We start from the raw sequence: 22,772 nt of genomic DNA, 5'->3' as shown, positions 1-22,772 counted from the left end.
CTGCCGCCATGCCGGAAAAAAAACGAATTCTTCTGACCAATGATGATGGGTATGCTTCCGCCGGAATCCGCGCACTCTATGCGGTCCTCTCGCGGCAATACGATGTTTTCCTGGTTGCTCCCGATCGTGAGCAGTCAGCCAGCTCGCATTCACTGACGCTCAACCATCCGCTTCGCGTGCAACGCCTCGATGCTCGCCGGTATCATACCGATGGCACCCCGACTGATTGCGTCATGCTGGCGATCCATCTTCTCTTCAAGAAATCTCGCCCGGATATGATCGTTTCCGGGATCAACCATGGTGGCAATATGGGGGATGATATCACATACTCCGGGACCGCCGCCGCCGCGATCGAAGGGGCGATTCTGCGCATTCCGTCAATTGCCGTCTCCATGTTCGGCTGGGAACCGGGGACTCCAATGGTTCGCGCGGCCAATTTTGTCGCCCGATTTCTTAAGGAGTACGAGAAACTGAAGATCGATCCGTCGACTTTCCTCAATATCAATTTCCCTCGGGATAACGGAAAACCGTACCGAAGCTACGAATTCACCCGCCAGGGCTTCCGGACCTACCGTGATATCGTGGTTCACAAAACCGATCCGCGCGGCAAGCCATACTACTGGATAGGGGGGAAGCCACAGTGGAAAATGATTCCTGGCTCCGATTTTGAGGCGATTCATCGTGGAGTGGTCTCCGTGACCCCAATGAAGCTTGATTTTACCGATCTGCCGACCCTCGGAAGGCTCTCTGCGGCAAACAAAAGGCCCTCTCCAAAGAGGTCTGAATAAACAGTTGACAAGTTTGGACGATTCCCTATACTGAAACCTCATTTCGGTGATAAACGGGGCGTAGCGCAGTTGGTAGCGCGCTTGGTTCGGGACTAAGAGGTCGCTGGTTCAAATCCAGTCGCCCCGATTTAATCCAGCGAAATGACCACTCGACTATGCACTCCCCGAAACCAGCAAGCGTCATCTCCAGAGAAGGTTGGCTACTAACCAGATGCGTAGAAAACTGACTATCGCTGTCGTTGGCCAAAACGAATGCACTGCCGAAACCGCCGAGATCGCAGCCCTCATCGGCAAGACGATCGCCCAAAACAAAGGTGTGGTCATCTGTGGTGGGTTGGGTGGCGTGATGGAAGCCGCCGCGCGAGGTGCCAAAGAAGCCGGTGGCGTGACTGTCGGTATCCTCCCATCCATGAATAAATCTGATGCCAACCAGTTCATTGATCTCGTCATTCCAACCGGCCTGGGTGATGCCCGCAATATTCTGGTCGCGCGTGCCGCCGATGCTGTCATTGCCTTGCCCGGAAAGTACGGTACTCTCTCCGAGATCGCTTATGCCCTGATGGCCGGTATCCCCGTCGTTTCTGTCTCCTCCTGGGTGTTGGGTGCAGATGTACATCAGGTGGAAAATCCGCTCGAAGCAGTTGAGTTGGCGATGGAGCTTGCCGCCAAACGGTTCGCATGAATGGCGCGGAACTGAGAGTCACAGGGAGAGTCCAGGGCGTAGGATACAGATATTTCTGCCAGACCCGCGCCTCTGTACTTGGCCTGACCGGCACGGTGGGGAATCAGGACGATGGTTCGGTTCTGCTGACTGTCGAGGGAGATCGTACGTTAATAGAGCAGTTCATCGAGCAATTGCGCCACGGACCTTCGCATGCCGAAGTTGACTCGATCAGTGTCTCCTGGAAACCGTTTACCGGGAAATTTCAATCCTTTTACATCACTCATTAATGCACCATGGAACAGATCAAAAAGTATATTCGCGAAGTACCTGATTTCCCCAAACCGGGGATCAATTTCTACGACATCACCACGCTCTTTCAGGACCCGGCAGGGTTTGATCTTGCGCTTGATGGTATGGAGAAATACATCCGTTCACGCACGCCCAACAAACTGGTTGCCATTGAAGCACGCGGTTTTGTTTTCGGAGCGGCTCTGGCGGACCGACTGAAACTCCCGCTGATCCCCTGTCGCAAACCTGGGAAACTCCCTTACACCACGATCACCGAAGAGTACGATCTGGAATACGGGACAGATAAGATTCAGATTCATTCTGATACAATTACAGCCGGAGATAGAGTCGTCATCATAGATGACTTGGTTGCAACCGGTGGTACACTGCTCGCCGCCTGCAAATTGGTCGAGCGACTCGGGGGAGAGGTGGTCGGGATCTCGTCCGTGATCGGCCTCACGTTTCTCCCATACCGAGGGAAATTGGCCAACTACGATCTTAACTACCTGATCTCTTACGACTCGGAATAGAGCGCTTGCGTCGCGCGTTACCGAGTACTACCTTGTGATCCACGATGGTGCAGGGTCGCTCTGCACTGGGTGAGATGCCCCCGTAGCTCAGTTGGATAGAGCTGTGGCGTCCTAAGCCAATGGTCGCAGGTTCGACTCCTGCCGGGGGTATATTGTTTCATGGCACGGAGTCAGCTCCGAGGTCGCTCAACCCTCCCCAACATATTTCCCCTGAACAAGATAGCCCCGGAAATTCACCACGAAATCGTTTGACAGCCCTTTCCGGCAGCCATATATTCTTTGATTATTTCCAGCGGCCTCTGCGTCTTGTCTGGGAAACGAATGATTCTGTTGGGATAAGGAGTTCTTTGAATGAAACGGTTGTGGCTGTACTCGTGTCTGCTGTTGGTTGCAATGACCGGTCTGGCATCGGCGCAAATCACGTTCGATTTCACCGGAGCCGGCGCACGAGCCGAAGGAATGGGCAGAGCCTATTTTGGGATTGCTGATGATGCGTCCTCGATTACCTGGAACCCGGCCGGTCTGGTCTCGCACGACAAGCCAATTCTCGGCTTCTCGTATGTGACCGCCAAACCGCATGGCACATTCCAGGAGGCTGGCGCTAACGGCACTGAATTCAAGGTGAACGAAAGCTTCGGCAACTTCGCCTACTTGGCCTTTGTCTCGCCAGTCCGCATTCGCGGGCACCAGTTCGTGCTGGCCGCGTCCTACTCTCAGACTTCAGAAGATTTCCTCTATGGTTACTTTGAGCAGAGAGACACCAATCGGGCGCATGATGTGTTGCCTACCGAGACATACAAATATCAGGCGCTCGGTTCCACCGAGTATCACGCCAATCCGTATGTGATCAATTTCGGATTTGGTACTCCGGTCAGCGAAAAGATCGATATCGGCGTTTCGCTCAATGTCTACACCGGAAAATCGGTTCTGCGTAACCGGATCGATCAGGCGAGCTACGAGTACGAAGCGATCGATCGCCTCCTCCAGGAAGTGGATCGTGACTCCTCCCAGGCAATTCTCGATTCCACCTCTTTCTCCGGCGTCAATTTCACTTTGGCCGGAAAATACAAGAAAGACAAACTTTCTATCGGCGCTGTCGTTCGTACCGGATTCTCCCTGAAAACGATGGCCGACCGCAAACTTTCCGACTCCATCTGGTACAATGGCCAGCTCAAGTCTGGTAACACCCTGTACCTCGATGATCAGTTGACCAAGTACAATATCCCGTGGATCTTCGGCGTTGGCTTCGGTTACCAGATGTCCGAAAACTGGCTGCTTGCTCTCGATGCTGAGTATCGTGGCTATGCCAGTACCAAAGCCAAAGTCCGCACCTCGATCAAGATCGGCTCTGGCGGAAACAATGAAGAGATCTTCACCGAGATCGATCCCATGTTCTACGACTGCTTTGTAGTCCGGACAGGCACGGAATATCTCTTGAAGCTCAATAGCTCGATCTTCCCGATCGTCCCGCTCCGCGCTGGTGTGGCGTATGTGCCGCTCCCCACCCCGCAGCTGATGGTGGACAGCTCCACGGAAAAAATGACCATGTATCAGTTGACGGCCGGTACCGGCGTTCGCTGGAGTCAGATCTGGCTCGACCTGTCGTATGTTTACACTACCTACGATCAGAAAACTGAGACCGTGTACAATGGGCTCCTGGAAAAGGGAACGGTCTACAATCGCGCCCACCGTCTGAATTTGACCTTTACCGGCTATTTTTAGGCCGCAAGAGGTCTCTGTAGAGAAATTGCCCGCCGCTCGGGTTAAGTCTCGGGCGGCGTTATTCGATATACCAAGTAGCATTTATTTCGATCTGGAGAGGACATGCACGGCAAAGTCAAACTGACTAAACGAGAGATCAAAGAAGATAAATTCGCCACCTTCATGCTGACCGCCAAGGATCAGCTTACGGAGAACTGGCAATATGCCGCCATCGGCGTCGCCGCCGTGGTCCTGATCGTTGCGGCTTCTGTTTACTACTTCTCAAGCCGAACGACGGCGAATCTGGAAGTCGCCGAAAAACTGGCGACCGCCCAGATGGATTTCCGCAGCGGTAATACGCAGGTGGCCATCATGTCGCTGACGCAGATCGCCGATGAAGCCGGCGGCGCTACCGCCCGCCAGGCGATGTACCTCCTCGGCAAAGTCAATTTTGACACCAAAAACTACCCCGAAGCGATCCGCTATTGGGAGCAGTTCCTCACCAAATACAGCGATGACCCGTTCATGAAATCTGCCGCGCTTGGCGGTATTGCGACCTGCTACGAAAACCAGGGGCAGTTCGATCAGGCAGCGGTCAAGTATGCTGAAGCAGTGGACGCCGACAAAACCGGGCCATCCGCGGCCGAATACCTTTTTGGCGCCATGCGCTGCAACCTGCAGAACGGCGACAAGGCCAAAGCTCAGGCTAACCTTGATCAGATCAGGAGCGACTGGCCGGGAACTTCTCTCGAAACGCGGGCGCTCCGCTATCACGCAGAAAAGGATCCAACCGCCAGCGGGTCATAATGCCGACCATACGGAAAGACCAGCCTCTCAAGGTCGCCATCCTATGGCACATGCATCAGCCCAATTACCGCGAACCCAATTCCAATCGGCTCTCGATGCCGTGGGTTCGCCTTCATGCGCTCAAAGACTATCTTGATATGCCTCTCCTGGCCGGCTCTTTTGAGCAGGTCAAGGTGACCTTCAATCTCGTTCCTTCGCTCATCGACCAGATTCAGATGTATCTCGCCGGGGCGACCGATCGCCATCTGGAACTCTCCCGCATGCACGCGGAAGACCTCCCGCCGCAGCTCAAAATCGAGTTGCTCGAGACCTTCTTCAGCGCCAATCCGGCTATGATGATCAAGCCGTTCCCGCGCTATTGGGAGCTGTACAACAAGGCGAAACAAGGGGATGGCAACAAAGGAGTGATCGCCTCCGTTTTTTCATCCGCCGAGATTCGCGATCTGCAGGTCTGGTCCAATCTCGCCTGGGTCGATCCAATGTTCCGCACCGACCCGCTCATCAAATCGCTCCTCGCGAAAGGGAAGCAGTTCACCGAGGAAGAGAAGAATAATTTCCTGGCCTGGCAGATCACGCTAATGGGGCGCATCCTGCCGACCTATCGGCAGTTGCTAGAAGAAGGAAAGATCGACATTTCCTTCACTCCCTATTATCATCCGATCCTCCCGCTCTTGTGCGACACCGATGTTGCTGTTGAGTCGATGCCCGGCATCAAGCTCCCGGAGAAGCGATTCCAGCATCCCGAAGACGCTGAGACTCAGATCAGACTTTCCGCCGAATTGTATGAGAAATTATTCGACCGCAAAATGGTCGGCATGTGGCCATCCGAGGGTTCCGTCTCCGAGGACGCATTGCGTCTGATGATGAAGCACGGTATCAGTTGGACTGCTACCGACGAAGAAGTGCTCTACCATTCGGTGTTGAAGTCGCACCAGGATCGTGCGCACAGCCCAATTCATGCAGTGCACGAATTTGGCCCCGGCCTCAAAATGTTCTTCCGTGACCACGGCCTTTCTGATCGGATCGGCTTCGTTTATTCGAGCTGGTCACCCGAGAAAGCGGTGCAGGACTTCATCTCACACCTCCATCAGATCCGCAAGATCAATCAACCGCGATTGGCCGAAACAGTGGTGCCGGTGATTCTTGATGGTGAAAACGCCTGGGAATATTTCCCGGATGATGCGTATGAATTCCTGAGTCAGTTCTATCGGGCACTGCAGGATGATCCTTATATCGAAACGGTCACTATGACCGAAGCGGCCCGCACGATCCCACCCAAGCCGCTCCGTTCGATCTTTGCCGGCTCGTGGATCAATCACAATTTCCGCATTTGGATCGGTCATGACGAAGACAACCGGGCGTGGGATCTGCTCACCCAGACCCGCGATACGCTGGTGAAGTTTGAGCAAGCGCATCCGGCCTATGATCCAGCACGCATCGCCGCCGCCTGGCAGCAGATCTATATTGCCGAGGGATCCGACTGGTGCTGGTGGTACGGCGATGATCACCGCTCGGAATTCCGCGAACAGTTCGACCGCACCTATCGCCGTCATCTTGCGGCTGTTTTTGAATACCTCCAGCTCGAAGTTCCACGCGCCCTCATGCAGCCGATCATCCGCGGCATCGCTACATCGCCGCTGTTGCTCCCGGAGAATATCATCACGCCGGAGATCGACGGTCGGGTGACTGATTTTTACGAGTGGGCCGGCGCCGGACTCTATGATTGTCTTAAAGCTGGTGGCTCGATGCACCAGACTGCCCGCTATATCAGTTCGCTGCATTTCGGCTTCGATCGTCATCGCGTCTATATTCGCCTTGACTTCCACAATCGAATGGGCATAGACTTACTGGAGCAACCACGCTTCGTACTTGAGCTGCAGACACCGGAACGTTTGACCCTGGAATTAACACGCCAGAATGGCGAATTCCGCGCCAACAAGCCCGGCAGCTTTATCTACGCGCTGGATGATGTGTTGGAAGTGGCCATCTATCGATCGCTGATCTGGCCCCAGGGTGCCGGCACCCTCGGGTTGGTCGTCTACCTCTACCAGGGTGATGAACGGATCGAAGCGCCGACCGGTGATGAACCACTGCGTATTGAGATCCCGGAAAAGGCCAAAGAACTTTTCTGGCCGATCTAGGCGAACCGCCCACCCATGGCGATGGAGAGCGATATGACTGACTCATTCTTTCGCGATCAAACCGACCAATCCGCTGAAGTCCCACCGGAAGATACCAGCCTGCCGAAACAGGTCCCTCCGGAGAAGACTGAAAACGAGCAGATGCTGACCGACGACAGCCGGCTTGCGGCGATCATTTCGTATATCCCGTTTCTTTGTTTCATCCCGCTCGTTAATATCAACTGGCGGGAGAACGATGAAGCTCGCTTTCATGCCCGTCAGGGGATCATCCTGTTTATCATCGAGCTAGTGGCGGTAGTTTTGTTGATCGATGATCTGGCCAAGTTCGTGTTTAAAGCGGTCCTGATCGGCGCCGGTGCCCTCGCCGCCGCCGGGATCTATTTTGCCATGCAGGGGAAACGGATTCGCCTCCCGCTCATTTCGGATATCGCCGACAAAGCAAAATTGTGAGGAAAACCATGAAGCACCTGACTACTCTCAGCCTCGTCATAATGCTTCTCCTGGTCGCCTGCGTAACAACTGGCCCCGGAGGCAAAAAATCACTGATTCTCATGTCCACCGATCAGGAAGTACAGATCGGACTCGGCATGTCCCAGGAGATAGCCAAGTCGGAGAAACGCCTCGCCGATGATACCTGGCAACGCTACCTCAATGAGGTGGGCCAGAAGATCGTCAAAGTCAGCGACCGGAAAGACATCGAGTATCATTTCACAGTCATCGAATCCGACGAAATGAATGCCTTCGCCACGCCCGGCGGATATGTCTACTTCTATACCGGTCTGCTGAAATCAATGGCGAACGAAGGGGAGATGGCGGCAGTGATGGCCCACGAGATTTCCCACGTTGTCGCACGGCATGGCGTCAAGCGCGTACAGACGGCAATGGGCGCCGCGGTGGCGCTCGAACTGATTACCGGAGACAGCAACAGCGAACTAATGGGAGCCGCGATCAATGTCGGTATGGGATTGCTGATGGCCGGTTACTCGCGCGATGCCGAACGCGAAGCCGACAAGTATGGCATCATCTATATGAAAGCCGCCGGCTATGATCCGAATGCCGCTGTCACCATGTTTGAAAAACTGGCCGCCGCCGGTGATGGCGGTTCCTCCGGTGTTTTCGAATCAATGACTCGCTCTCATCCTGAGACCCAGGAACGGATCGCCAACGCCCGCGCAGAGATCACTCAGATCGGCGCTGGTTCCGGTTTGACCGTGAATGAGAAAAAGTACAAAGAGATGAAGGCGCGCCTTCCCAAGTGAAACTCATCATCCGCCTGATCAGCCAAAATCTCCGAAACGACTCTGCCAGCGCAGAGTCGTCTCTGTTTCTGGAAGATATTTCCCTCAGTGGGAAAATTCTTGTTGATATGTGATGAAAATTTCCTTGTTTGCCGATGAGAAAAATATAGGCAATCGCCCATGTTTGGTGGCCGGGCTGTTCAATTCACCAACAGAGCGAGGAGTCTAAGTCAGGAACTGACCGAGACGCGTAACGGTAAGTCTGATAAAGGGATAGTTGACCCGGAAGGGTCCTGCGGCAGGAAGCTGCTCAGGATGTGGTCAACAGGGAGCGTTAATTGGGCCGAGGAGGGGTCGCAAGACATCGGCCAGGCGCACATGGTTGGTGCGCTGTGTACATGGAAAAGAGTTGGGGTAGTTGAGGTTACAAACAACGGGCACTAGCCGCGGCAGAAACATCGTGCCGCCTCGTGACAGCCGCTTCTCGGGCATCCGCCTTGCCTTTACCTCAGGTCGAACCTGTTGCAAAGGGAACGCGATGCATAATAGAGTTGTCAAACGAATTCTGACCATCTGGATCCTGCTGATCGTCCTCGTGGCTATCTTTGGAAAAGTCTCGATCGCAGCGACCGATGCCGGTCAGACGGCCGCAGACTTCCTGCTCATCGGCGTAGGCGCCGGTGCTGCCGGAATGGGCGGCGCATATACGTCAGTCTCTCAGGGCGCCTCTGCCGCTTATTGGAATCCCGCCGCTCTCGTCGGCGCGGAACGAGCCGAAGTCTCCTTCAGCCATTTCGCCTGGTATCAGGATATTGCTCTCGAGCATGGTGCTGTTGCGTTCCCGGTGAGCGAGAAGTTCTCCCTTGGCGCTGCCATTACATTCCTCGACTATGGGACGATCGATGGCTACGACGCCAATGGCCTCTCTATAGGTGAGATCACCTCGTACGACTGGCAGGGAGGCATCTCTGCGGGCTATCGCATCAATGACGACATCTCTGTCGGTCTGACCACCAAATTCGTCAATCAGAAGCTCGCTGATCTGACCGCTTCGACCTTTGCCGCCGATCTTGGTTTCCGGTACCAAGGGAATAAGTTCGCGGTTGCGGCTGTTATGGCCAACTTTGGCGGGTCGATGACTTTTGATCAGGAATCCGAGAAACTCCCCAGCGCCGCCCGCCTGGCGGTCTCGGCCGTTCCGTTTGGCTCCCGTTTCCTTACATCGGTAGAGCTGGAAAAGAAGATTTACGGGGATATCACGATTCGCCACGGTGTCGAGGTCAATTTCGAGAACCGCTATTTCATCCGCGGCGGTTACAACTACAACCCAAGCGATGATGTCCGCCCGTTCGGTACCGGAATCTCATTTGGCGCGGGCCTCCGCTTCTCCAGCGCTGGTCTGGACTACGCCTACACTCCCAAAGATTCGTACACGTCTGAAGACTTGCACAGGTTCTCGCTGAGCATCGGGCTCGGCAAGTAGCTCCCCCAGAACAGGGTAAGGGAACAAACCGGCGATTGAATCGCCGGTTTTTCTTTGTTATGTGGATAACTGTACCTTCCGGTGCGCAATCTTGCGCAACATGTTGCATGAAGTGTGACCACATTTGGTTCCAAAACGGTTAAAGCACCTCAAACCGTCGGAACGGCGACAAGAAGAATCTGGATTATCCACGATTACCATGGTTAACTGATTGGCATACAACAGTACAAAATCATTACGAAGCTGCGAATTTTAACGAATTTCGCACCGGACCAATTCTGGAATTGGCAATGCATTTGCTCATAGGGCTGCTGTACGTCAACTAAGTTCAATCTAATAGGGAATATTCGGTACAGCACATATGGACAAAGTCACAACCAACCTCCAAAGTCCTACGGACGCCACGGTCGCTTTAGAGACCCGCAGCATGCAGTATGGAGTCGCTTCCAGCGCCACCCTGCCTGCTCCGGCCTCATATCCGACCTTGACCCCAGATTTCGGCCTGAAGCTCCGCTTCTTCGCCGGTGAGACCTTTGGTTTCCTGTTTGTGATGCTGTCGACCCTCTATATCTTTGTGGTGCCGGCTTCCTTGAGTCGTCCGGCGCTGATGAAGGCTATGGTCAACAAGGTCCTCAAGAGATCGCTCGACATCGTCGGCTCCATTGTTGGGTTGCTTCTGACCTCCCCGCTGTGGCTGATGGTTCCTATTGTCATTAAGCTGGACTCTCCGGGTCCGGTCTTTTATACCCAGACGCGCGTTGGCATCAATCGCCGCAAACGGGATCGCCGCTGCTTTAACCGCACCGCCGATGATAACCGTCGGGCTCGCGACCGTCGCCGTGTCGATTACATGGGAAAGCCGTTTGAAGTCATTAAATTCCGTACCATGGTTCAGGATGCTGAAGTGAACAGCGGACCGGTTTGGGCGACCAAGGGTGATGCGCGGATCACTCGCGTCGGCGCATTCCTCCGTCGGACTCGAATCGATGAGATCCCGCAGTTCATCAACGTTCTCAGAGGTGACATGGCCATGGTTGGCCCGCGCCCTGAGCGCCCCAACTTCGTCCGTGACCTCTCCACCAAGGTCCACGGATATGCCTCACGTCTCGATGTTAAGCCGGGTCTGACCGGTTTGGCGCAGATCGAGAATGGCTACGATTCGTCTATCGCCAGTGTCGCTGAGAAGGTCCGCTTTGACCTCCAGTACATCAAGAACTGGTCGATCCTCTCCGACGTAAAAATCATGTTGCGGACCGTCGTCGTGGTCTTTACCGGCAAGGGCGCGCACTGATTGGTGCCCCGCTAAAAAGCCTTCTGAGCCGCGAACTCTCGCGGCTCTTTTTTTGGAATGTTTTTGGCTTGTGTTGATTATCCCACCCTCATACTTTGGCGGCAGTGGTATAATCAGTGAAAACTTACGAGGAGAAAGGGTTAGAGTGGTAAAACGATTCCTGTCCTGTCTGGCGGTCTGCCTGGTGCCGACCCTGCTCGCCGCTCAGGATTCAGCTTCCGCTGGTGGACTGACCGTCCGCTCGACTCCCTCTGCTGCTCTGGTGACGCTGAAAGGGACCGTCACGGTTACCGGCATTACCCCGACCACGTTGCAGCATCGACTGGCTGGACCCTTTGATGTTGCCGTCAAAAAGCCGATGTACGAAACGTACAAGACCTCTGTCTTTCTTGAGCCGGGGAGAAGTCAGGCATTGGATGTCAGACTCTCTCCCAAAACCCGCTTCAAAGGCGCTGTCCGTTCCATGTTCATTCCGGGATGGGGACAGAAGTACTCCGAACAGAAAGGTAAGTCGATCCTCTTCGGCGTACTGGCCGTTGGATCTGTTACCGCCTTCGTCATTGCCGATCACAATTTCCAGATAAAGTATGATCGTTTTCAGGATAGCGAGAATGCCTATCGCGAGGCTCGCGACACGGCTGACTTCGCCACCCTCCAGGTCCTCGACCGTCAGCGCCGCCTTCATCAAGAAGAGGCGTTTGATTCCGAAGATATACGGAGAGGAACTATCGGCGCCATGATCGGCGTCTGGGCGATCAACGTGCTCGATGTTCTCTTCTTCTTCCCGGAAAACAAAGGGAACGTGACCATTCAGGGGATCACGGTGACACCAACCGCCGACCAGAACAGCTTTGGTCTGGCGCTTTCACGGAATTTCTAGGAGTAGTACATGTTTGCCAGGAAAACCTACGTTGTATTGGGATGTACTCTCTTCGTGCTTTTGCTGATCATCGGTTGCGATCGTTATGTCGATACTCGCGACCCGGTCAGCTCATTGCCGACTCCACCGCCGACTCCGGTCAATCTCTCCGCCATAATTGACACGACCTCGGTCACGTTGAGTTGGGAAGTGATCGACACTACCGCGGTACGTCGATTCCGTATCTATACTACCGACTCGATGACCGGCGTCACCCGGCTGCGCGACTCGACCACTGATATCTCGTTCACCAGAACTCTGTCTGGCCTTCGTCTGAATCAAGCCTATGCGTTTCAGGTAGCGTCAGTAGGGGCCACGGGTGCGGAAGGGTATCGGTCCGAGGCTATTATCATCAGTCTGCAGGTCCTGGGCATTACCATCGATAACAACGCCATCTATACTCGCGACTGGGATGTCAGCGTGAATATGGTCGCCCCCAGTACTACCACCAATGTCATGCTCTCCGAGGATCCCGGATTCGCCGGGGCGGTTTGGCAGACGTTTGCCGCAAGTCGAACCTTCAAACTCTCCGATGGAGAAGGTTCGAAGCGGGTTTATGCACGTTTCCTTCTTGCCGGTGGTATCGAAACAGGTGGACTGCTGACTGACAGTATCATCGTTGATTCCCGCGCCTTCATCGACTCAGTCTACTTCACGCCGACCAGCGGCACGATCCAGACTGGCACCGAAATGTTTTTCTATCTGAAGACATCTGATGTCGGCGGCGCCGCGGCGGTTAATATAGATAACGATTCGCTCCGTCTCTTTGACGACGGAACCAATGGCGATGCCACAGCCGCTGACGGGCTCTTTTCCTATCGCTGGATCGTTCCGCTCAATGCCAGCGCCAACGAGGCGCAGGTGCTCGGACGATATGTTGATGCTGCAGGGAACCGTGCCCCGAACCTGCCGTCGCTATCGTTGCTGACAATTCTCAGCGACCCGCCTGACCCGGTCATTCTCGCCGCAACAGATGCGGCAGGGGACACCGTCCGCGTTACCTGGTCGGTCAGCAGAATTGATGACTTCACCGAATATCGTCTGTATAGACAACTCGGGAACGGAACGGTCGATGAAAACGACCAGTTGGTGACCGTAATAAGCCAGCAGAATACGAACCAGTTCTCCGATGTCGTTTCCGGTGCCGGGACCTGGCTGTACCGCATTTTTGTCGTCGACGCCAACAACCAGTCGGTCGGTTCAAATACCGTGACAGTTGTAAAGTAGCGGGAGTACGAATGTCGTTCTTGAAGAACCTGAACCATCTTGCCTCGGTACTGGTCGACGTACTCAAGAACCTCGGCCGTGGCAAAGCTTGGCTGGCGTTATTCGTATATGCCTCGGTCCTCGGACTGGTCCTGATCGCTCATTACAAGCATTTGACCCCGCTCTTTTATGGTCCGATCAAGACGGTATCGTCGCTGATCAATCCTGACCTGTCCGAGCGGTTATATCACTATCCCAGCCACTTTCTTTATCTCCCCTGGTTTTATGGCTGGGCCAAGCTGGCGATAAGCGTGCTCATCGAAGGGATCTTCCTCGGCACCGCCGCGCTGGCGTTCTGGCATGGGTTCCAATCGACTCGCCCGAAGGGAAGTCTGTTCAAGTCAGCCCTTCGTCTCTGGCCCCAGTTTATCATGATCTCCATCATCTTTAATGGCCTCATTACGGCGGCGAGCTTTTTCCTGCCGGAGATGCTTCACAGCATGCTGATCAGCTCACCCCGTCGACAGCTCGCCTTCGAATTTGTCTTCCTCCCGGTCATTTATTCTGTGCTCCTGGCGCTCTTTTTCACCGCCATACCGTCAGTCGCCATTCATGGCGATTCGTTCTGGAAGGCGATCAAGCGGTCTTTCTCGCTGGCGATTCGACGCCCGATCTCGATGTTCATCCTTTCCCTGTTGGTACTGATCGTTCCTCTGCTTCTCTCGGCCGCAGCGAATCGTCCCGAGATCCTGATCGAGAAATTCCGCCCCGAGCTGGTCTTCTGGGTGCTTTTTATCGGGCTTTTTGCTGAGATGGTCGCCAACTACGTCTGGATCTGTGCATCCGTACGGTTCCTGGTCGACGACGAGCAGTAGACCGATTTCCCCCTATGGGGAGAACTCCATACGCCTCTCCGCCACTAGTTCTGTTCCAGCGTTGCTTCAATCTGCAACAACCGGACTTTTCATTTCTATAGTCGCTTTCCCGCAGTGTTCAATTTCTACAGGAAAATCTGATATTTCCCTGATCTTCTGCCCTTTTTCCGTTCAGCACTGACTCCAAACTGTTCAAGTTTTTCAATCTGCGCCGATACATTGATTGAACTGCTAAGGGCGAGAAATATGAAGAATATTTTACTGGTGGATGACGATCGGGACGTTTCACAGTCCCTCGCGAATCTCTTCGATTCGGACAAGTTCCGCTTCAATTTCCTTGAAGACGGCGACAAGGTCACCGTCTATCTGGCGGAGCATGGCGATGTCGACTGCATCATGCTGGATGTCAATCTCCCGACCCTCTCCGGTCTCGAGGTACTCAAGCAGATCAAGCAGTTAAATGACAACCTGCCGGTCATTATGATCTCAGGGTTTGTCTCGACAGAAAACGCCATCGAAGCGATGCGCGAAGGAGCGTACGAGTACCTGACTAAACCGTTTGAGATCGAGAAATTGGTCGACACGGTCAACAAGGCCTGTGGCTACAGCCAGCAGCAGCGCAATCCGTTTGCGCAGCCCAAGGAAGAAGCCGCCGTCACGTTTGTCGACGAGATCATCGGCAAGTCGCCGGAGATCGTCGAGATCGCCAAACTGATCGGCCAGGTCTCCAAGACGGATGCTGCCGTATTGATCTTTGGCGAATCCGGTACCGGCAAGGAACTGGTCGCGCGGGCGATTCATCGCAATTCCCGCCGCAAAGGAGCCGCATTCCTTTCGGTCAACTGCGCCGCTCTTCCCGAGACACTTCTTGAATCAGAGCTGTTCGGCCACGAAAAGGGAGCCTTCACCGGCGCCTATTATAAGCGGATAGGAAAATTCGAACAGGCCGATGGCGGCACGCTGTTCCTCGATGAGATCGGGGATATGTCGATGCTGACGCAGTCAAAACTGCTCCGCGTCCTGCAGGAAAAACGGTTTGAGCGCGTCGGCGGCAACGACTCGATTAAAGTCGATGTCCGGATCATCGCCGCGACCAACAAGTCGCTGGTCCAGGCGATGAAGGAAGGATCCTTCCGCGTCGACCTTTTCTACCGCCTCAAAGTCGTCTCCATTTTCATTCCGCCGCTTCGTGAACGACGTGGCGATATTCCGCTTCTGGCGGAACATTTCTGCACCAAGTTCGGCAAGACCCTCGGCATCACGCCGAAGCAGATCTCCAAAAAGGCGATGGCCCTGCTGGGCAAATACCAGTGGCCCGGCAACGTCCGCGAACTGGAGAACAATCTCCATACCGCCATGGTGATGTGCAAGAATGACGCGCTGCAGCCGGAAGATTTCCCATCTCTAATGGAAGACTCTCCCAAGCTGGAGCTCGACCTCAATACGTTGCAGAATGATTACACCGAGACCTTTAAGAAGATCATTGATCCGATCATGCCGCGCCTGATCGCCAACTCTCCCGGCCAGATCTACCACTTCCTGGAATCAGCCCTGGAGAAAGCGGTATTGGCGGCTTGCCTGAAGCATTTCGAGGGGAACCAGGTCAAAACCTCCGAAACGCTTGGCATCTCACGAAATACGCTGCGCGACCGGATCGCCAAGTACAACCTGTACTAAGTTTCGATTGCGATTTACCTGAGGCCTCATCCCGGCTATATTGACCGGGATGAGGCTTTGTCATTTCTCAGATAGTCATTTAGGGGCAGGGGAGAGTCACCCGAGACGCGGTGAGTCCGGCCTGACGCTCCGCCAGGAAGATATTGTCGCCAGCTTCCTGCAAGCGGTCGACAAGATCATAGCGCTCAAGCCTGATCTCTGCATTCACTCCGGTGATCTCTTCCATTCCGTTCGCCCATCAAACAAAATTCTGGCGATCGCCGGACAACAACTCTATCGACTGGCAGTGACTCACAAAATTCCGACAGTAGTCATCGCGGGCAACCATGATAGCCCAAAACAAGCTCACCTCGATGCCGCGCTCCAGATCTTTGCCGGTATCGAGAATCTTTCCATTGCCGCCGACGAAAAGTGCGAAGAGTTTCTGATCGGCTCGGCTCGGATACTGGCAGTGCCTCATGCCAACGATGCTTCGGCCATGAAAGATATCATTCGCGACTGCCGCCCGGACAGGTCGTGTCGCTACAATATTCTCGTCACGCATGGCGTCGCCTCCGGGATGGAGCAGTTCTCCATGGCTGAACTGGGGGAGATGGAACTACCCATCGAATCGCTGAAGGCATTCGATTATACCGCGCTCGGGCACTATCACAACTATACCTGCGTCGCCGAGCGCGTATACTACGCCGGCTCTACCGATCGGTTGTCGATGTCTGAACGTGATGCGGCCAAGGGGGTAATCGAACTGAGCCTTGACCCCTTCACCGTGACCTTCCACGAATTGAAAACCCGCCCCATGATAGATCTTCCCGCTCTCGATGCTACCGGTCTACGCGGTGACCAGGTGGCCGATCGAGTGGCAGCCAATGTTGCGGCTACCGACCCCGCGGATAAGATCATCCGCCAGGTGATCACTGGCCTCACCCCGGAGATACTCAACACTATCCCGACGCAATTCTTCCGGGAACTGAAGCAGACCGCCTTTTCGCTCGATCTGCGAATGATCCCGGCGGCGCCGCAATCCGGACTATCGCAATTTGGAAGGACTGCCTTTGGACGGCTCGACAAGGAATTTGCAGATTATCTGTCGCAGACCGGGATAGCCGGTCCGGACAAAGAGGCTTTGCTGGCCGAGGCAAGCCGGCTGCTTGCCCCGGATGAATGACAATCGATTATCGTTTCGACTTTGCGTGCGAATCTTCTCTATGTCGCAACGTGCGCCAGAGCGTGTAAGCAAGCAGGGTGGTGATCCCAACGATCGAGACCAGCATGAATATCCATCCTCCGGTCGTCATGGCTTAACGCTCCTTTGAGACATAGGTTTTCGGGTCGCGCCCTTTCCAGGCGATTTTGACGGCGATCACCAGCACCACCGCCAGCACAACCAGGATTATGCGTATTCCCAGGACCCACGGCTTGTTGTCGTCCGGGACCCCTTCCATCGTGATCACATTCCACCACTCCTCGATCATCCACCAGGTGAACATGACCACCAGAATGGTTGGCGTCACGTATTTCATGACAAACTTGAACAGACGCGGGATTCGGATCAGGCTCCCTTCATGCATCTCATGCCATATCTTGTCTATGCCGACTACCCAGGCGAGGAAGATCGCTTCGAAAGTTGCTCCTGCCACGATCAGGACTGTGCCGCCCCAGAAATCGAGGTCATCCAGCACTCCTTTGTTGAGAAGCCAAATCGCGGGTTGACAGAGCAGGAAAGTGACCGCCGCAAATATTGCCACCGCCTTTTTTCGGGATATATTGAATTCATCTTCCATGAATCCGACCGCCGGTTGGGCCAGCGAAATCGATGACGTGATCCCGGCCAGAAACAGCATAAAGAACCAGCAGAAACCGTAGATATTTCCACCCGGCGTCCCGGCGAAGATCTGCGGCATCGTAACAAATCCGAGATTGAATGTCCCCGAGCTTGCCACCGCTGCAATACTGGCTGAACCAAAAAAGACAAAGGCCGCTGGAATGACGATTGAACCGCCCAAGACCACTTCGGCAAATTCATTCGTGGCCGAGGCTGTCAAGCCGGAGAGGGCGACATCATCCTGTTTCTTGAGATAACTTGCATAACTGATGATCACGCCCATTCCGAGAGAGAGAGTAAAGAATATCTGTCCTGCGGCAGCCAACCAGACTTTCGGATTGGCCAGTGTGGTCAGGTCCGGATTCCAGAGGAATCCCAATCCATTGATCGGGGTTTGATCTGCCGGAGCGCCGGGCGGAGGATCAAGGGTTAGCACGCGAATTGCCAGGACAATTCCCAGCAGGAACAAGATCGGCATTGCGACATTACAGATCTTTTCGATCCCTCCCTTGATCCCGTTTTTGGTCACCCAGATATTAGCGGCGAATGTCAGCATGAAAAAGAGAAACGCTGCCGCCGACCCGGCCAGATAACTCCCGTCGCCGACCCCCTGGTGACCCTGAAGAAAACTGAGATACTGATTTGATTCACTGAAATTGAGCGAACCGCTCAAAGAATACCAGGCGTACGCCAAACACCATGATTCCACATAGACATAATAGATATAGATGATGAATGGTCCGAGGATCCCGGCAACACCGAAATACTTGATGAACCGATTTTTATTGCGAAGCGAATGAAATATCCCGGGCGATGATGAGTGTCCGTAGCCGCCGCCAAATCTTCCGGCGGTCCATTCCATCCACATCAGAGGGATCCCCAGCAACAGGAGCGCTACAAAGTAGGGGATCATAAAAGCGCCGCCGCCATTCTGGGCCGCCTGTGATGGGAACCGCAAAAAATTACCCAATCCGACGGCTGATCCGGCCACTGCCAGAATTATTCCGAGTCGGCTACCCCACTGTTGACGGTTTTTTGTCATACAAATGCTCCGCAATCACGCTCTTTGGGTACAATGGATATTGGTCCGGATATCCCCTCGAACCACGAGTGGTCATCTCCGGACATCCGGTTGTCCCCAAAGTGGTTACCTGACAGCCGTCTGTCAACTTTTATTGATGGTCCGGAGATTTGACGTTGACACCCTTTTCCAAGTCCCGTAGCTTGCAAACACTTTCGCATAACAACGCCAGAAAATAAGGAATGGAGCGATGAAACACCTATTACTCATAGTTATGCTCGTGGTCTGCCTGGTCGCTGCTCAGGCCACTGCCGGAGGAGTCGGCTCCGCGTTTGGTACCATGACCACCGCTTCCGCAATGGGGCAGGGGAAAGCCAATTTTGGCGCCGGTGTCGGCATTGCCGATGCCACCACCGTCTTTGGTACTCTCGAATACGGACTCTCCCGCTATACCGATGGCCGCCTCAAACTCGGCCTATATGATGCCGATGACGACCTGAAGTTCACTATCGGCGCTGATCTGAAATGGCAGTTCTGGGATATGAATCAGGGACGTCGCGAACCATTCGATATGGCCTTCGGTGGCTTTTTCGAATATCTCTCAGTTGAGAATTTTTCTATTTTTCAGGTTGGAGCAATGGCGATAGGTTCCTATCCGATCGCTCTGAACAACGGCGGCACTCTCTCTCCGTATGCCAAGCTGAATGTGCGCCTGGAGTCACTCAGTTGGGATGATGCCCCGGCTGGCTATGATGATTCTGAATCAGATATTCGCTTCGGGCTTAACGGCGGCGTCTGCTGGCAGGCCACTTCCGTTATAGGTCTATTTGGCGAATTCCAGCTTGATGGAAACGATGGCATCTTTCTCGGCCTTAATTTCAATATTCAATAAGAAAGCAGATTTCAGGGGCTTCGTCTTCGCGAAGCCCTTCTCCTTATGTCATTCATAGATGCCTTGATCCTCGGGATCGTTCAGGGACTGACCGAATTCCTCCCCGTTTCGTCATCGGGTCACCTCGTGATTGCGGAAGCGGTCCTCAAGGTCAAGCAACCCGGGATCACGCTGGAACTGCTGGTCCATCTCGGGACTCTGCTTTCCGTCATTATTTATTTCCGCACCCAGATATTCACTTTGATCAAAGCGCTTTTCGTGCGCGAGATGACCAAGGAACGCCGGATCATCCTCTTGCTGATTATTGGCACAATCCCTGCCGGACTCGCTGGAGTGTTGCTCAAAGATTTCTTTGAGAGCACTTTCTCGAATCCACTGGAGACCTCGATCGAGCTGATCATCACCGGCGGAATTCTTTTTCTGCCGCGTCTGGTGAAGCCGGGCACTGCCGGAATGACTATTCCCACCGTGATCTGGATGGGAATCGGTCAGGCGATCTCGATTCTGCCCGGAATTTCCCGTTCCGGTTCGACCATCGTTGCCGGACTGCTCGCCGGAGTGAAACCGGCCGAAGCCGCCGAGTTTTCGTTTCTGCTCTCGATACCGGCCATCGCAGGTGCTATTGTTCTTGGGATCCCGGATATGGCGAATATCGCCAGTGACCTGGTCATGCCTTATCTGGCGGCCACTATTGCCTCATTCGTGTGTGGTCTGGTGGCGGTTTATTGGGTACTCAGTGCCGTGAAGAAGGGGAAGTTCGAGTACTTCGCCTACTATTGCTTTGCCATCGGCCTCTTCGGTCTGTATCTTTTCTGGTAAATGGTCCACCGTATTCTGGTCATCCGTCTGGGTTCACTGGGGGATGTCATCCTGACATCCGCTACAGTTCTGAATCTCAAGATCGCACATCCCAACTGTCGCCTGAGCTTCCTGACCAAGGCCCGCTTTGCCCCGATCGCCAAAATGCTCACCGGCGTTGATGAAGTGATCACTCTACCGGAGACCGCTTCAAATCACGATTACTTCCAACTGCTGTTGGCGCTGGATAAACAGAATTTCGATCTGGTGGTCGACCTGCACGGAAATTTGCGCTCATGGCTTGCACGTCGAGTAATCTCATCGGGCAATACTTCGGCTTATCCGAAACGCCGGCTCAGTCGATGGCTCTCCGTCCGTCACCTGACCACGCCCGATGATGTCCCGCATACGATCGATCTGTATAACCGCGCTCTCAGCGAATTTGAGATCACGCCATATGTCAGCCGCCCGGTGATCCATCGCGAGCAACTGCTTCCGGTCTCCCCGGATCTGGCAAGTCGAACAAATCTCGTCGCAATCGCTCCGGGCGCGGCGCATGCAACCAAGCAGTGGCCGATCGAGCGCTTTCAGCAAGTCGCCCGATTGCTGATCGAACGGCACGCGTGCCATATTCTCTGGGTGGCAGTCGGAAGTGACCAGCTTGCGCCAAACACCGAAGCCTCGTTCGGCGATTCCCTGACCGAACTGATCGACTGGCCGCTCGAACAGCTTGCGCCTCTGCTTGCGCGCGCCAGCGTCACGATCTCAAATGACTCCGGCCTGATGCATCTCGCTTCCGCAGTCGGCACGCCGGTGATCGCTATCTTTGGTCCGACTCATTCCACACTTGGATTCTCTCCGCGCGGCCTGCATGACCAGATGATTGAGGTCGATGAGTACTGCCGGCCCTGTTCGTTGCATGGCAACAAACCGTGCTTCCGTACCGAGCAGTTCTGTTTCACCCGGATTACTCCCGAGACAGTCGCTGCCGCCGCAGGGGAGAGGCTCACCACGCCCCTGACCAAGGCGGTCTTTTTCGATCGCGACGGCACCCTTATCTATGACAAGCACTATCTCTCTGACCCTGATCAGGTCGAACTGATTCCCGGCGCCGCTGAAGCACTCCGAACCGCTCACCAGCTTGGCTACAAGCTGGTTTCGCTCTCCAATCAATCCGGAGTGGCGCGAGGCATCTTTCCAGTCAGCGCCATGCGAGCAGTGCAAAAACGATTCGAGGATAAACTGAGATCGGCCGGGGTTACTCTCGATGCTTCCGCTACCTGCCCCCATTACCCGTTTGGGATCATCCCCGAATACACCTGTACCTGTTGCTGTCGCAAGCCTCATCCGGGTATGGCGGAACAGGCCGCGCGTAATCACGCTATCAATCTGCATCAGTCGATAGTTATCGGCGATAAATTGGATGACCTCAATCTCGGCATGGTGATCGGCGCATCGCCACTTCTGGTGCGCACGGGGCATGGCAAAACGACGGAACAATCGCTCATCTCCGGCGATCTATACACTAGGATCGAGCGGTTCGATTCGGTGGTCCAAGCAGTCGCATCGCTTCAGGGGTAATTGGCATGATCAAACCAGCCGCATACTTTCGCACATCGGGCGCGGGTGCGTTGGTCTGCGAACTTTGCCCCCTCGAATGCCATCTCACCGAAGGGAAGACCGGAATATGCGGCAGCCGCTTTAACCGTGGCGGCGAACTATTCACCGACAACTATGCCGAGCTGGTCACGTTCGCTCTCGACCCGATCGAAAAAAAGCCGCTCTACCATTTCTATCCTGGCTCATCGATCCTCTCGACCGGCCCGAACTGCTGTAATCTTGGATGCCTCAATTGTCAGAACTGGACGATCTCTCAGGAGAAGTCCCCGACCCTGCACTTCACACCCGAACGTTTGCTCCAGTCGGCTCTTGATCACCGGAGTCTCGGCGTTGCCTTCACCTATTCTGAGCCGATGATCTGGTTTGAGTATATCATGGATGTCGCCCCGCTCCTGCGCGCCGCCGGTCTCAAGACCGTGCTGGTCACCAATGGTTTCATCAACCCCAAGCCACTTGAGCGGCTCTTGTCGGTGACAGACGCGATGAATGTTGACCTGAAATCGATTCGCGAGCAGTTCTACCGGCATATCTGCAAAGGGGAACTCCAGCCGGTGCTCGACACGATCCGGCAGATCGCATCTTCACCAGTTCACCTGGAACTGACCAATCTGGTGATACCGGGGGAGAATGATTCCGATAGCGACCTGAGCGACCTGATCGATTTTGTGGCCTCAGTCTCAGTGTCGATCCCGCTTCACTTTTCGGCTTATCATCCGGACTTCAAGATGAACCGCCCACCCACCCCGGTCGCCACGCTGAACCATGCCCGCCAATTGGCTGTTACACGATTACAGTATGTCTACCTCGGAAACGTCGTCAGCGATGGAGCGGACACCCACTGTCCCTCATGTAAAGCGCTCCTGATCCGCCGCAAGGGGTTCCGGGTGACTATTGAGGGTCTGGAAGCCGGGCTCTGCAAGGGGTGCGGATTCGAGACTGGAATTCGTCAGTAAGGGCAAAGTACGCTAACAATTCGACCGATATAGAGATATCGGTCCCCGGCATCGGCTG

General features: G+C 54.5%; 21 protein-coding genes and 2 tRNA genes. 22 read left to right on the top strand and 1 reads right to left on the bottom strand.

What is annotated here, in order from left to right:
- Window positions 1–8 precede the first annotated feature (8 nt).
- The 18 genes from surE (at window position 9) to IPH75_15380 (ending at window position 16,773) form a co-directional block, all read left to right on the top strand.
- Window positions 9–788 carry a 5'/3'-nucleotidase SurE gene (gene surE / locus IPH75_15465; GenBank protein ID MBK7143467.1) on the top strand — a complete coding sequence of 260 codons (780 nt, stop codon included), beginning with the start codon at window positions 9–11 and terminating at the stop codon, window positions 786–788.
- A gap of 54 nt (window positions 789–842) precedes the next feature.
- Window positions 843–915 (top strand) — tRNA-Pro (locus IPH75_15460).
- Window positions 916–999: 84 nt separating this feature from the next.
- Window positions 1,000–1,470, top strand: coding sequence for a TIGR00725 family protein (locus tag IPH75_15455; protein MBK7143466.1), 471 nt, complete (start codon window positions 1,000–1,002; stop codon window positions 1,468–1,470).
- Window positions 1,467–1,739, top strand: coding sequence for an acylphosphatase (locus tag IPH75_15450; GenBank protein MBK7143465.1), 273 nt, complete (start codon window positions 1,467–1,469; stop codon window positions 1,737–1,739). Before IPH75_15455 ends, IPH75_15450 begins: the two co-directional genes overlap by 4 nt.
- A gap of 6 nt (window positions 1,740–1,745) precedes the next feature.
- Window positions 1,746–2,270, top strand: a complete 525-nt coding sequence (locus IPH75_15445) for an adenine phosphoribosyltransferase (GenBank protein MBK7143464.1) — start codon at window positions 1,746–1,748, stop codon at window positions 2,268–2,270.
- A 76-nt stretch (window positions 2,271–2,346) separates the two neighbouring features.
- Window positions 2,347–2,420: transfer RNA gene (locus IPH75_15440), tRNA-Arg, on the top strand.
- Between the two features lie 201 nt (window positions 2,421–2,621).
- Window positions 2,622–3,992: an outer membrane protein transport protein gene (locus IPH75_15435; GenBank protein ID MBK7143463.1), complete on the top strand. Its 1,371-nt coding sequence runs from the start codon at window positions 2,622–2,624 to the stop codon at window positions 3,990–3,992.
- 102 nt (window positions 3,993–4,094) lie between these two features.
- The gene (locus tag IPH75_15430) at window positions 4,095–4,778 is read left to right on the top strand and encodes a tetratricopeptide repeat protein (GenBank protein ID MBK7143462.1); all 684 of its coding nucleotides are present in this window, start codon (window positions 4,095–4,097) and stop codon (window positions 4,776–4,778) included.
- The gene (locus tag IPH75_15425) at window positions 4,778–6,919 is read left to right on the top strand and encodes a glycoside hydrolase (GenBank protein MBK7143461.1); all 2,142 of its coding nucleotides are present in this window, start codon (window positions 4,778–4,780) and stop codon (window positions 6,917–6,919) included. Before IPH75_15430 ends, IPH75_15425 begins: the two co-directional genes overlap by 1 nt.
- Window positions 6,920–6,952: 33 nt before the next feature.
- Window positions 6,953–7,369, top strand: a complete 417-nt coding sequence (locus IPH75_15420) for a hypothetical protein (protein ID MBK7143460.1) — start codon at window positions 6,953–6,955, stop codon at window positions 7,367–7,369.
- 8 nt (window positions 7,370–7,377) lie between these two features.
- Window positions 7,378–8,178, top strand: a complete 801-nt coding sequence (locus IPH75_15415; protein MBK7143459.1) for a M48 family metalloprotease — start codon at window positions 7,378–7,380, stop codon at window positions 8,176–8,178.
- A gap of 517 nt (window positions 8,179–8,695) precedes the next feature.
- Entirely contained in the window at window positions 8,696–9,640 is a 945-nt protein-coding gene (locus IPH75_15410; protein MBK7143458.1) for a PorV/PorQ family protein, read from the top strand.
- 427 nt (window positions 9,641–10,067) lie between these two features.
- Complete coding sequence (locus IPH75_15405) at window positions 10,068–10,931, top strand: sugar transferase (protein ID MBK7143457.1); 864 nt, start codon at window positions 10,068–10,070, stop codon at window positions 10,929–10,931.
- Window positions 10,932–11,076: 145 nt separating this feature from the next.
- Window positions 11,077–11,811, top strand: a complete 735-nt coding sequence (locus IPH75_15400) for a PEGA domain-containing protein (protein MBK7143456.1) — start codon at window positions 11,077–11,079, stop codon at window positions 11,809–11,811.
- A gap of 9 nt (window positions 11,812–11,820) precedes the next feature.
- Entirely contained in the window at window positions 11,821–13,077 is a 1,257-nt protein-coding gene (locus IPH75_15395; protein ID MBK7143455.1) for a fibronectin type III domain-containing protein, read from the top strand.
- Between the two features lie 11 nt (window positions 13,078–13,088).
- Window positions 13,089–13,931 (top strand): hypothetical protein, encoded by an 843-nt coding sequence (locus IPH75_15390; GenBank protein MBK7143454.1) that lies wholly within the window; start codon window positions 13,089–13,091, stop codon window positions 13,929–13,931.
- A gap of 246 nt (window positions 13,932–14,177) precedes the next feature.
- Window positions 14,178–15,608: a sigma-54-dependent Fis family transcriptional regulator gene (locus IPH75_15385; GenBank protein MBK7143453.1), complete on the top strand. Its 1,431-nt coding sequence runs from the start codon at window positions 14,178–14,180 to the stop codon at window positions 15,606–15,608.
- Between the two features lie 49 nt (window positions 15,609–15,657).
- Window positions 15,658–16,773 carry a metallophosphoesterase gene (locus IPH75_15380; protein MBK7143452.1) on the top strand — a complete coding sequence of 372 codons (1,116 nt, stop codon included), beginning with the start codon at window positions 15,658–15,660 and terminating at the stop codon, window positions 16,771–16,773.
- A 133-nt stretch (window positions 16,774–16,906) separates the two neighbouring features.
- On the opposite strand, the gene IPH75_15375 is transcribed toward IPH75_15380, so the two are convergent.
- Window positions 16,907–18,472, bottom strand: a complete 1,566-nt coding sequence (locus IPH75_15375; GenBank protein ID MBK7143451.1) for a sodium-dependent transporter — start codon at window positions 18,470–18,472, stop codon at window positions 16,907–16,909.
- Window positions 18,473–18,701: 229 nt separating this feature from the next.
- Here IPH75_15375 and IPH75_15370 point away from each other — a divergent pair, with 229 nt between their 5' ends.
- From IPH75_15370 to amrS, 4 genes are read left to right on the top strand one after another with little or no spacing between them, the layout of a single operon-like run.
- Window positions 18,702–19,343 (top strand): hypothetical protein, encoded by a 642-nt coding sequence (locus IPH75_15370; protein MBK7143450.1) that lies wholly within the window; start codon window positions 18,702–18,704, stop codon window positions 19,341–19,343.
- A 45-nt stretch (window positions 19,344–19,388) separates the two neighbouring features.
- Window positions 19,389–20,162, top strand: a complete 774-nt coding sequence (locus tag IPH75_15365; protein MBK7143449.1) for an undecaprenyl-diphosphate phosphatase — start codon at window positions 19,389–19,391, stop codon at window positions 20,160–20,162.
- Window positions 20,163–21,722, top strand: coding sequence for an HAD-IIIA family hydrolase (locus IPH75_15360; protein ID MBK7143448.1), 1,560 nt, complete (start codon window positions 20,163–20,165; stop codon window positions 21,720–21,722). It begins immediately after the preceding gene.
- 5 nt (window positions 21,723–21,727) lie between these two features.
- Window positions 21,728–22,714 (top strand): AmmeMemoRadiSam system radical SAM enzyme, encoded by a 987-nt coding sequence (amrS, locus tag IPH75_15355; GenBank protein MBK7143447.1) that lies wholly within the window; start codon window positions 21,728–21,730, stop codon window positions 22,712–22,714.
- Window positions 22,715–22,772: the final 58 nt, after the last annotated feature.

It is taken from the genome of bacterium (genome assembly GCA_016708025.1).
Classification (GTDB): domain Bacteria; phylum Zixibacteria; class MSB-5A5; order GN15; family FEB-12; genus FEB-12.
Note: the sequence above shows the minus strand (reverse complement) of the source record. Positions and strands in the feature narration are given on the sequence as shown.

What these genes read in the sequence shown, in the direction of transcription:
- surE (MBK7143467.1), top strand. Translation starts at nt 9, where the DNA reads ATGCCGGAAAAAAAACGAATTCTTCTGACCAATGATGATGGGTATGCT.
- IPH75_15455 (MBK7143466.1), top strand. Translation starts at nt 1,000, where the DNA reads ATGCGTAGAAAACTGACTATCGCTGTCGTTGGCCAAAACGAATGCACT.
- IPH75_15450 (MBK7143465.1), top strand. Translation starts at nt 1,467, where the DNA reads ATGAATGGCGCGGAACTGAGAGTCACAGGGAGAGTCCAGGGCGTAGGA.
- IPH75_15445 (MBK7143464.1), top strand. Translation starts at nt 1,746, where the DNA reads ATGGAACAGATCAAAAAGTATATTCGCGAAGTACCTGATTTCCCCAAA.
- IPH75_15435 (MBK7143463.1), top strand. Translation starts at nt 2,622, where the DNA reads ATGAAACGGTTGTGGCTGTACTCGTGTCTGCTGTTGGTTGCAATGACC.
- IPH75_15430 (MBK7143462.1), top strand. Translation starts at nt 4,095, where the DNA reads ATGCACGGCAAAGTCAAACTGACTAAACGAGAGATCAAAGAAGATAAA.
- IPH75_15425 (MBK7143461.1), top strand. Translation starts at nt 4,778, where the DNA reads ATGCCGACCATACGGAAAGACCAGCCTCTCAAGGTCGCCATCCTATGG.
- IPH75_15420 (MBK7143460.1), top strand. Translation starts at nt 6,953, where the DNA reads ATGACTGACTCATTCTTTCGCGATCAAACCGACCAATCCGCTGAAGTC.
- IPH75_15415 (MBK7143459.1), top strand. Translation starts at nt 7,378, where the DNA reads ATGAAGCACCTGACTACTCTCAGCCTCGTCATAATGCTTCTCCTGGTC.
- IPH75_15410 (MBK7143458.1), top strand. Translation starts at nt 8,696, where the DNA reads ATGCATAATAGAGTTGTCAAACGAATTCTGACCATCTGGATCCTGCTG.
- IPH75_15405 (MBK7143457.1), top strand. Translation starts at nt 10,068, where the DNA reads ATGCAGTATGGAGTCGCTTCCAGCGCCACCCTGCCTGCTCCGGCCTCA.
- IPH75_15395 (MBK7143455.1), top strand. Translation starts at nt 11,821, where the DNA reads ATGTTTGCCAGGAAAACCTACGTTGTATTGGGATGTACTCTCTTCGTG.
- IPH75_15390 (MBK7143454.1), top strand. Translation starts at nt 13,089, where the DNA reads ATGTCGTTCTTGAAGAACCTGAACCATCTTGCCTCGGTACTGGTCGAC.
- IPH75_15385 (MBK7143453.1), top strand. Translation starts at nt 14,178, where the DNA reads ATGAAGAATATTTTACTGGTGGATGACGATCGGGACGTTTCACAGTCC.
- IPH75_15380 (MBK7143452.1), top strand. Translation starts at nt 15,658, where the DNA reads ATGAGGCTTTGTCATTTCTCAGATAGTCATTTAGGGGCAGGGGAGAGT.
- IPH75_15375 (MBK7143451.1), bottom strand. Translation starts at nt 18,472, where the DNA reads ATGACAAAAAACCGTCAACAGTGGGGTAGCCGACTCGGAATAATTCTG.
- IPH75_15370 (MBK7143450.1), top strand. Translation starts at nt 18,702, where the DNA reads ATGAAACACCTATTACTCATAGTTATGCTCGTGGTCTGCCTGGTCGCT.
- IPH75_15365 (MBK7143449.1), top strand. Translation starts at nt 19,389, where the DNA reads ATGTCATTCATAGATGCCTTGATCCTCGGGATCGTTCAGGGACTGACC.
- IPH75_15360 (MBK7143448.1), top strand. Translation starts at nt 20,163, where the DNA reads ATGGTCCACCGTATTCTGGTCATCCGTCTGGGTTCACTGGGGGATGTC.
- amrS (MBK7143447.1), top strand. Translation starts at nt 21,728, where the DNA reads ATGATCAAACCAGCCGCATACTTTCGCACATCGGGCGCGGGTGCGTTG.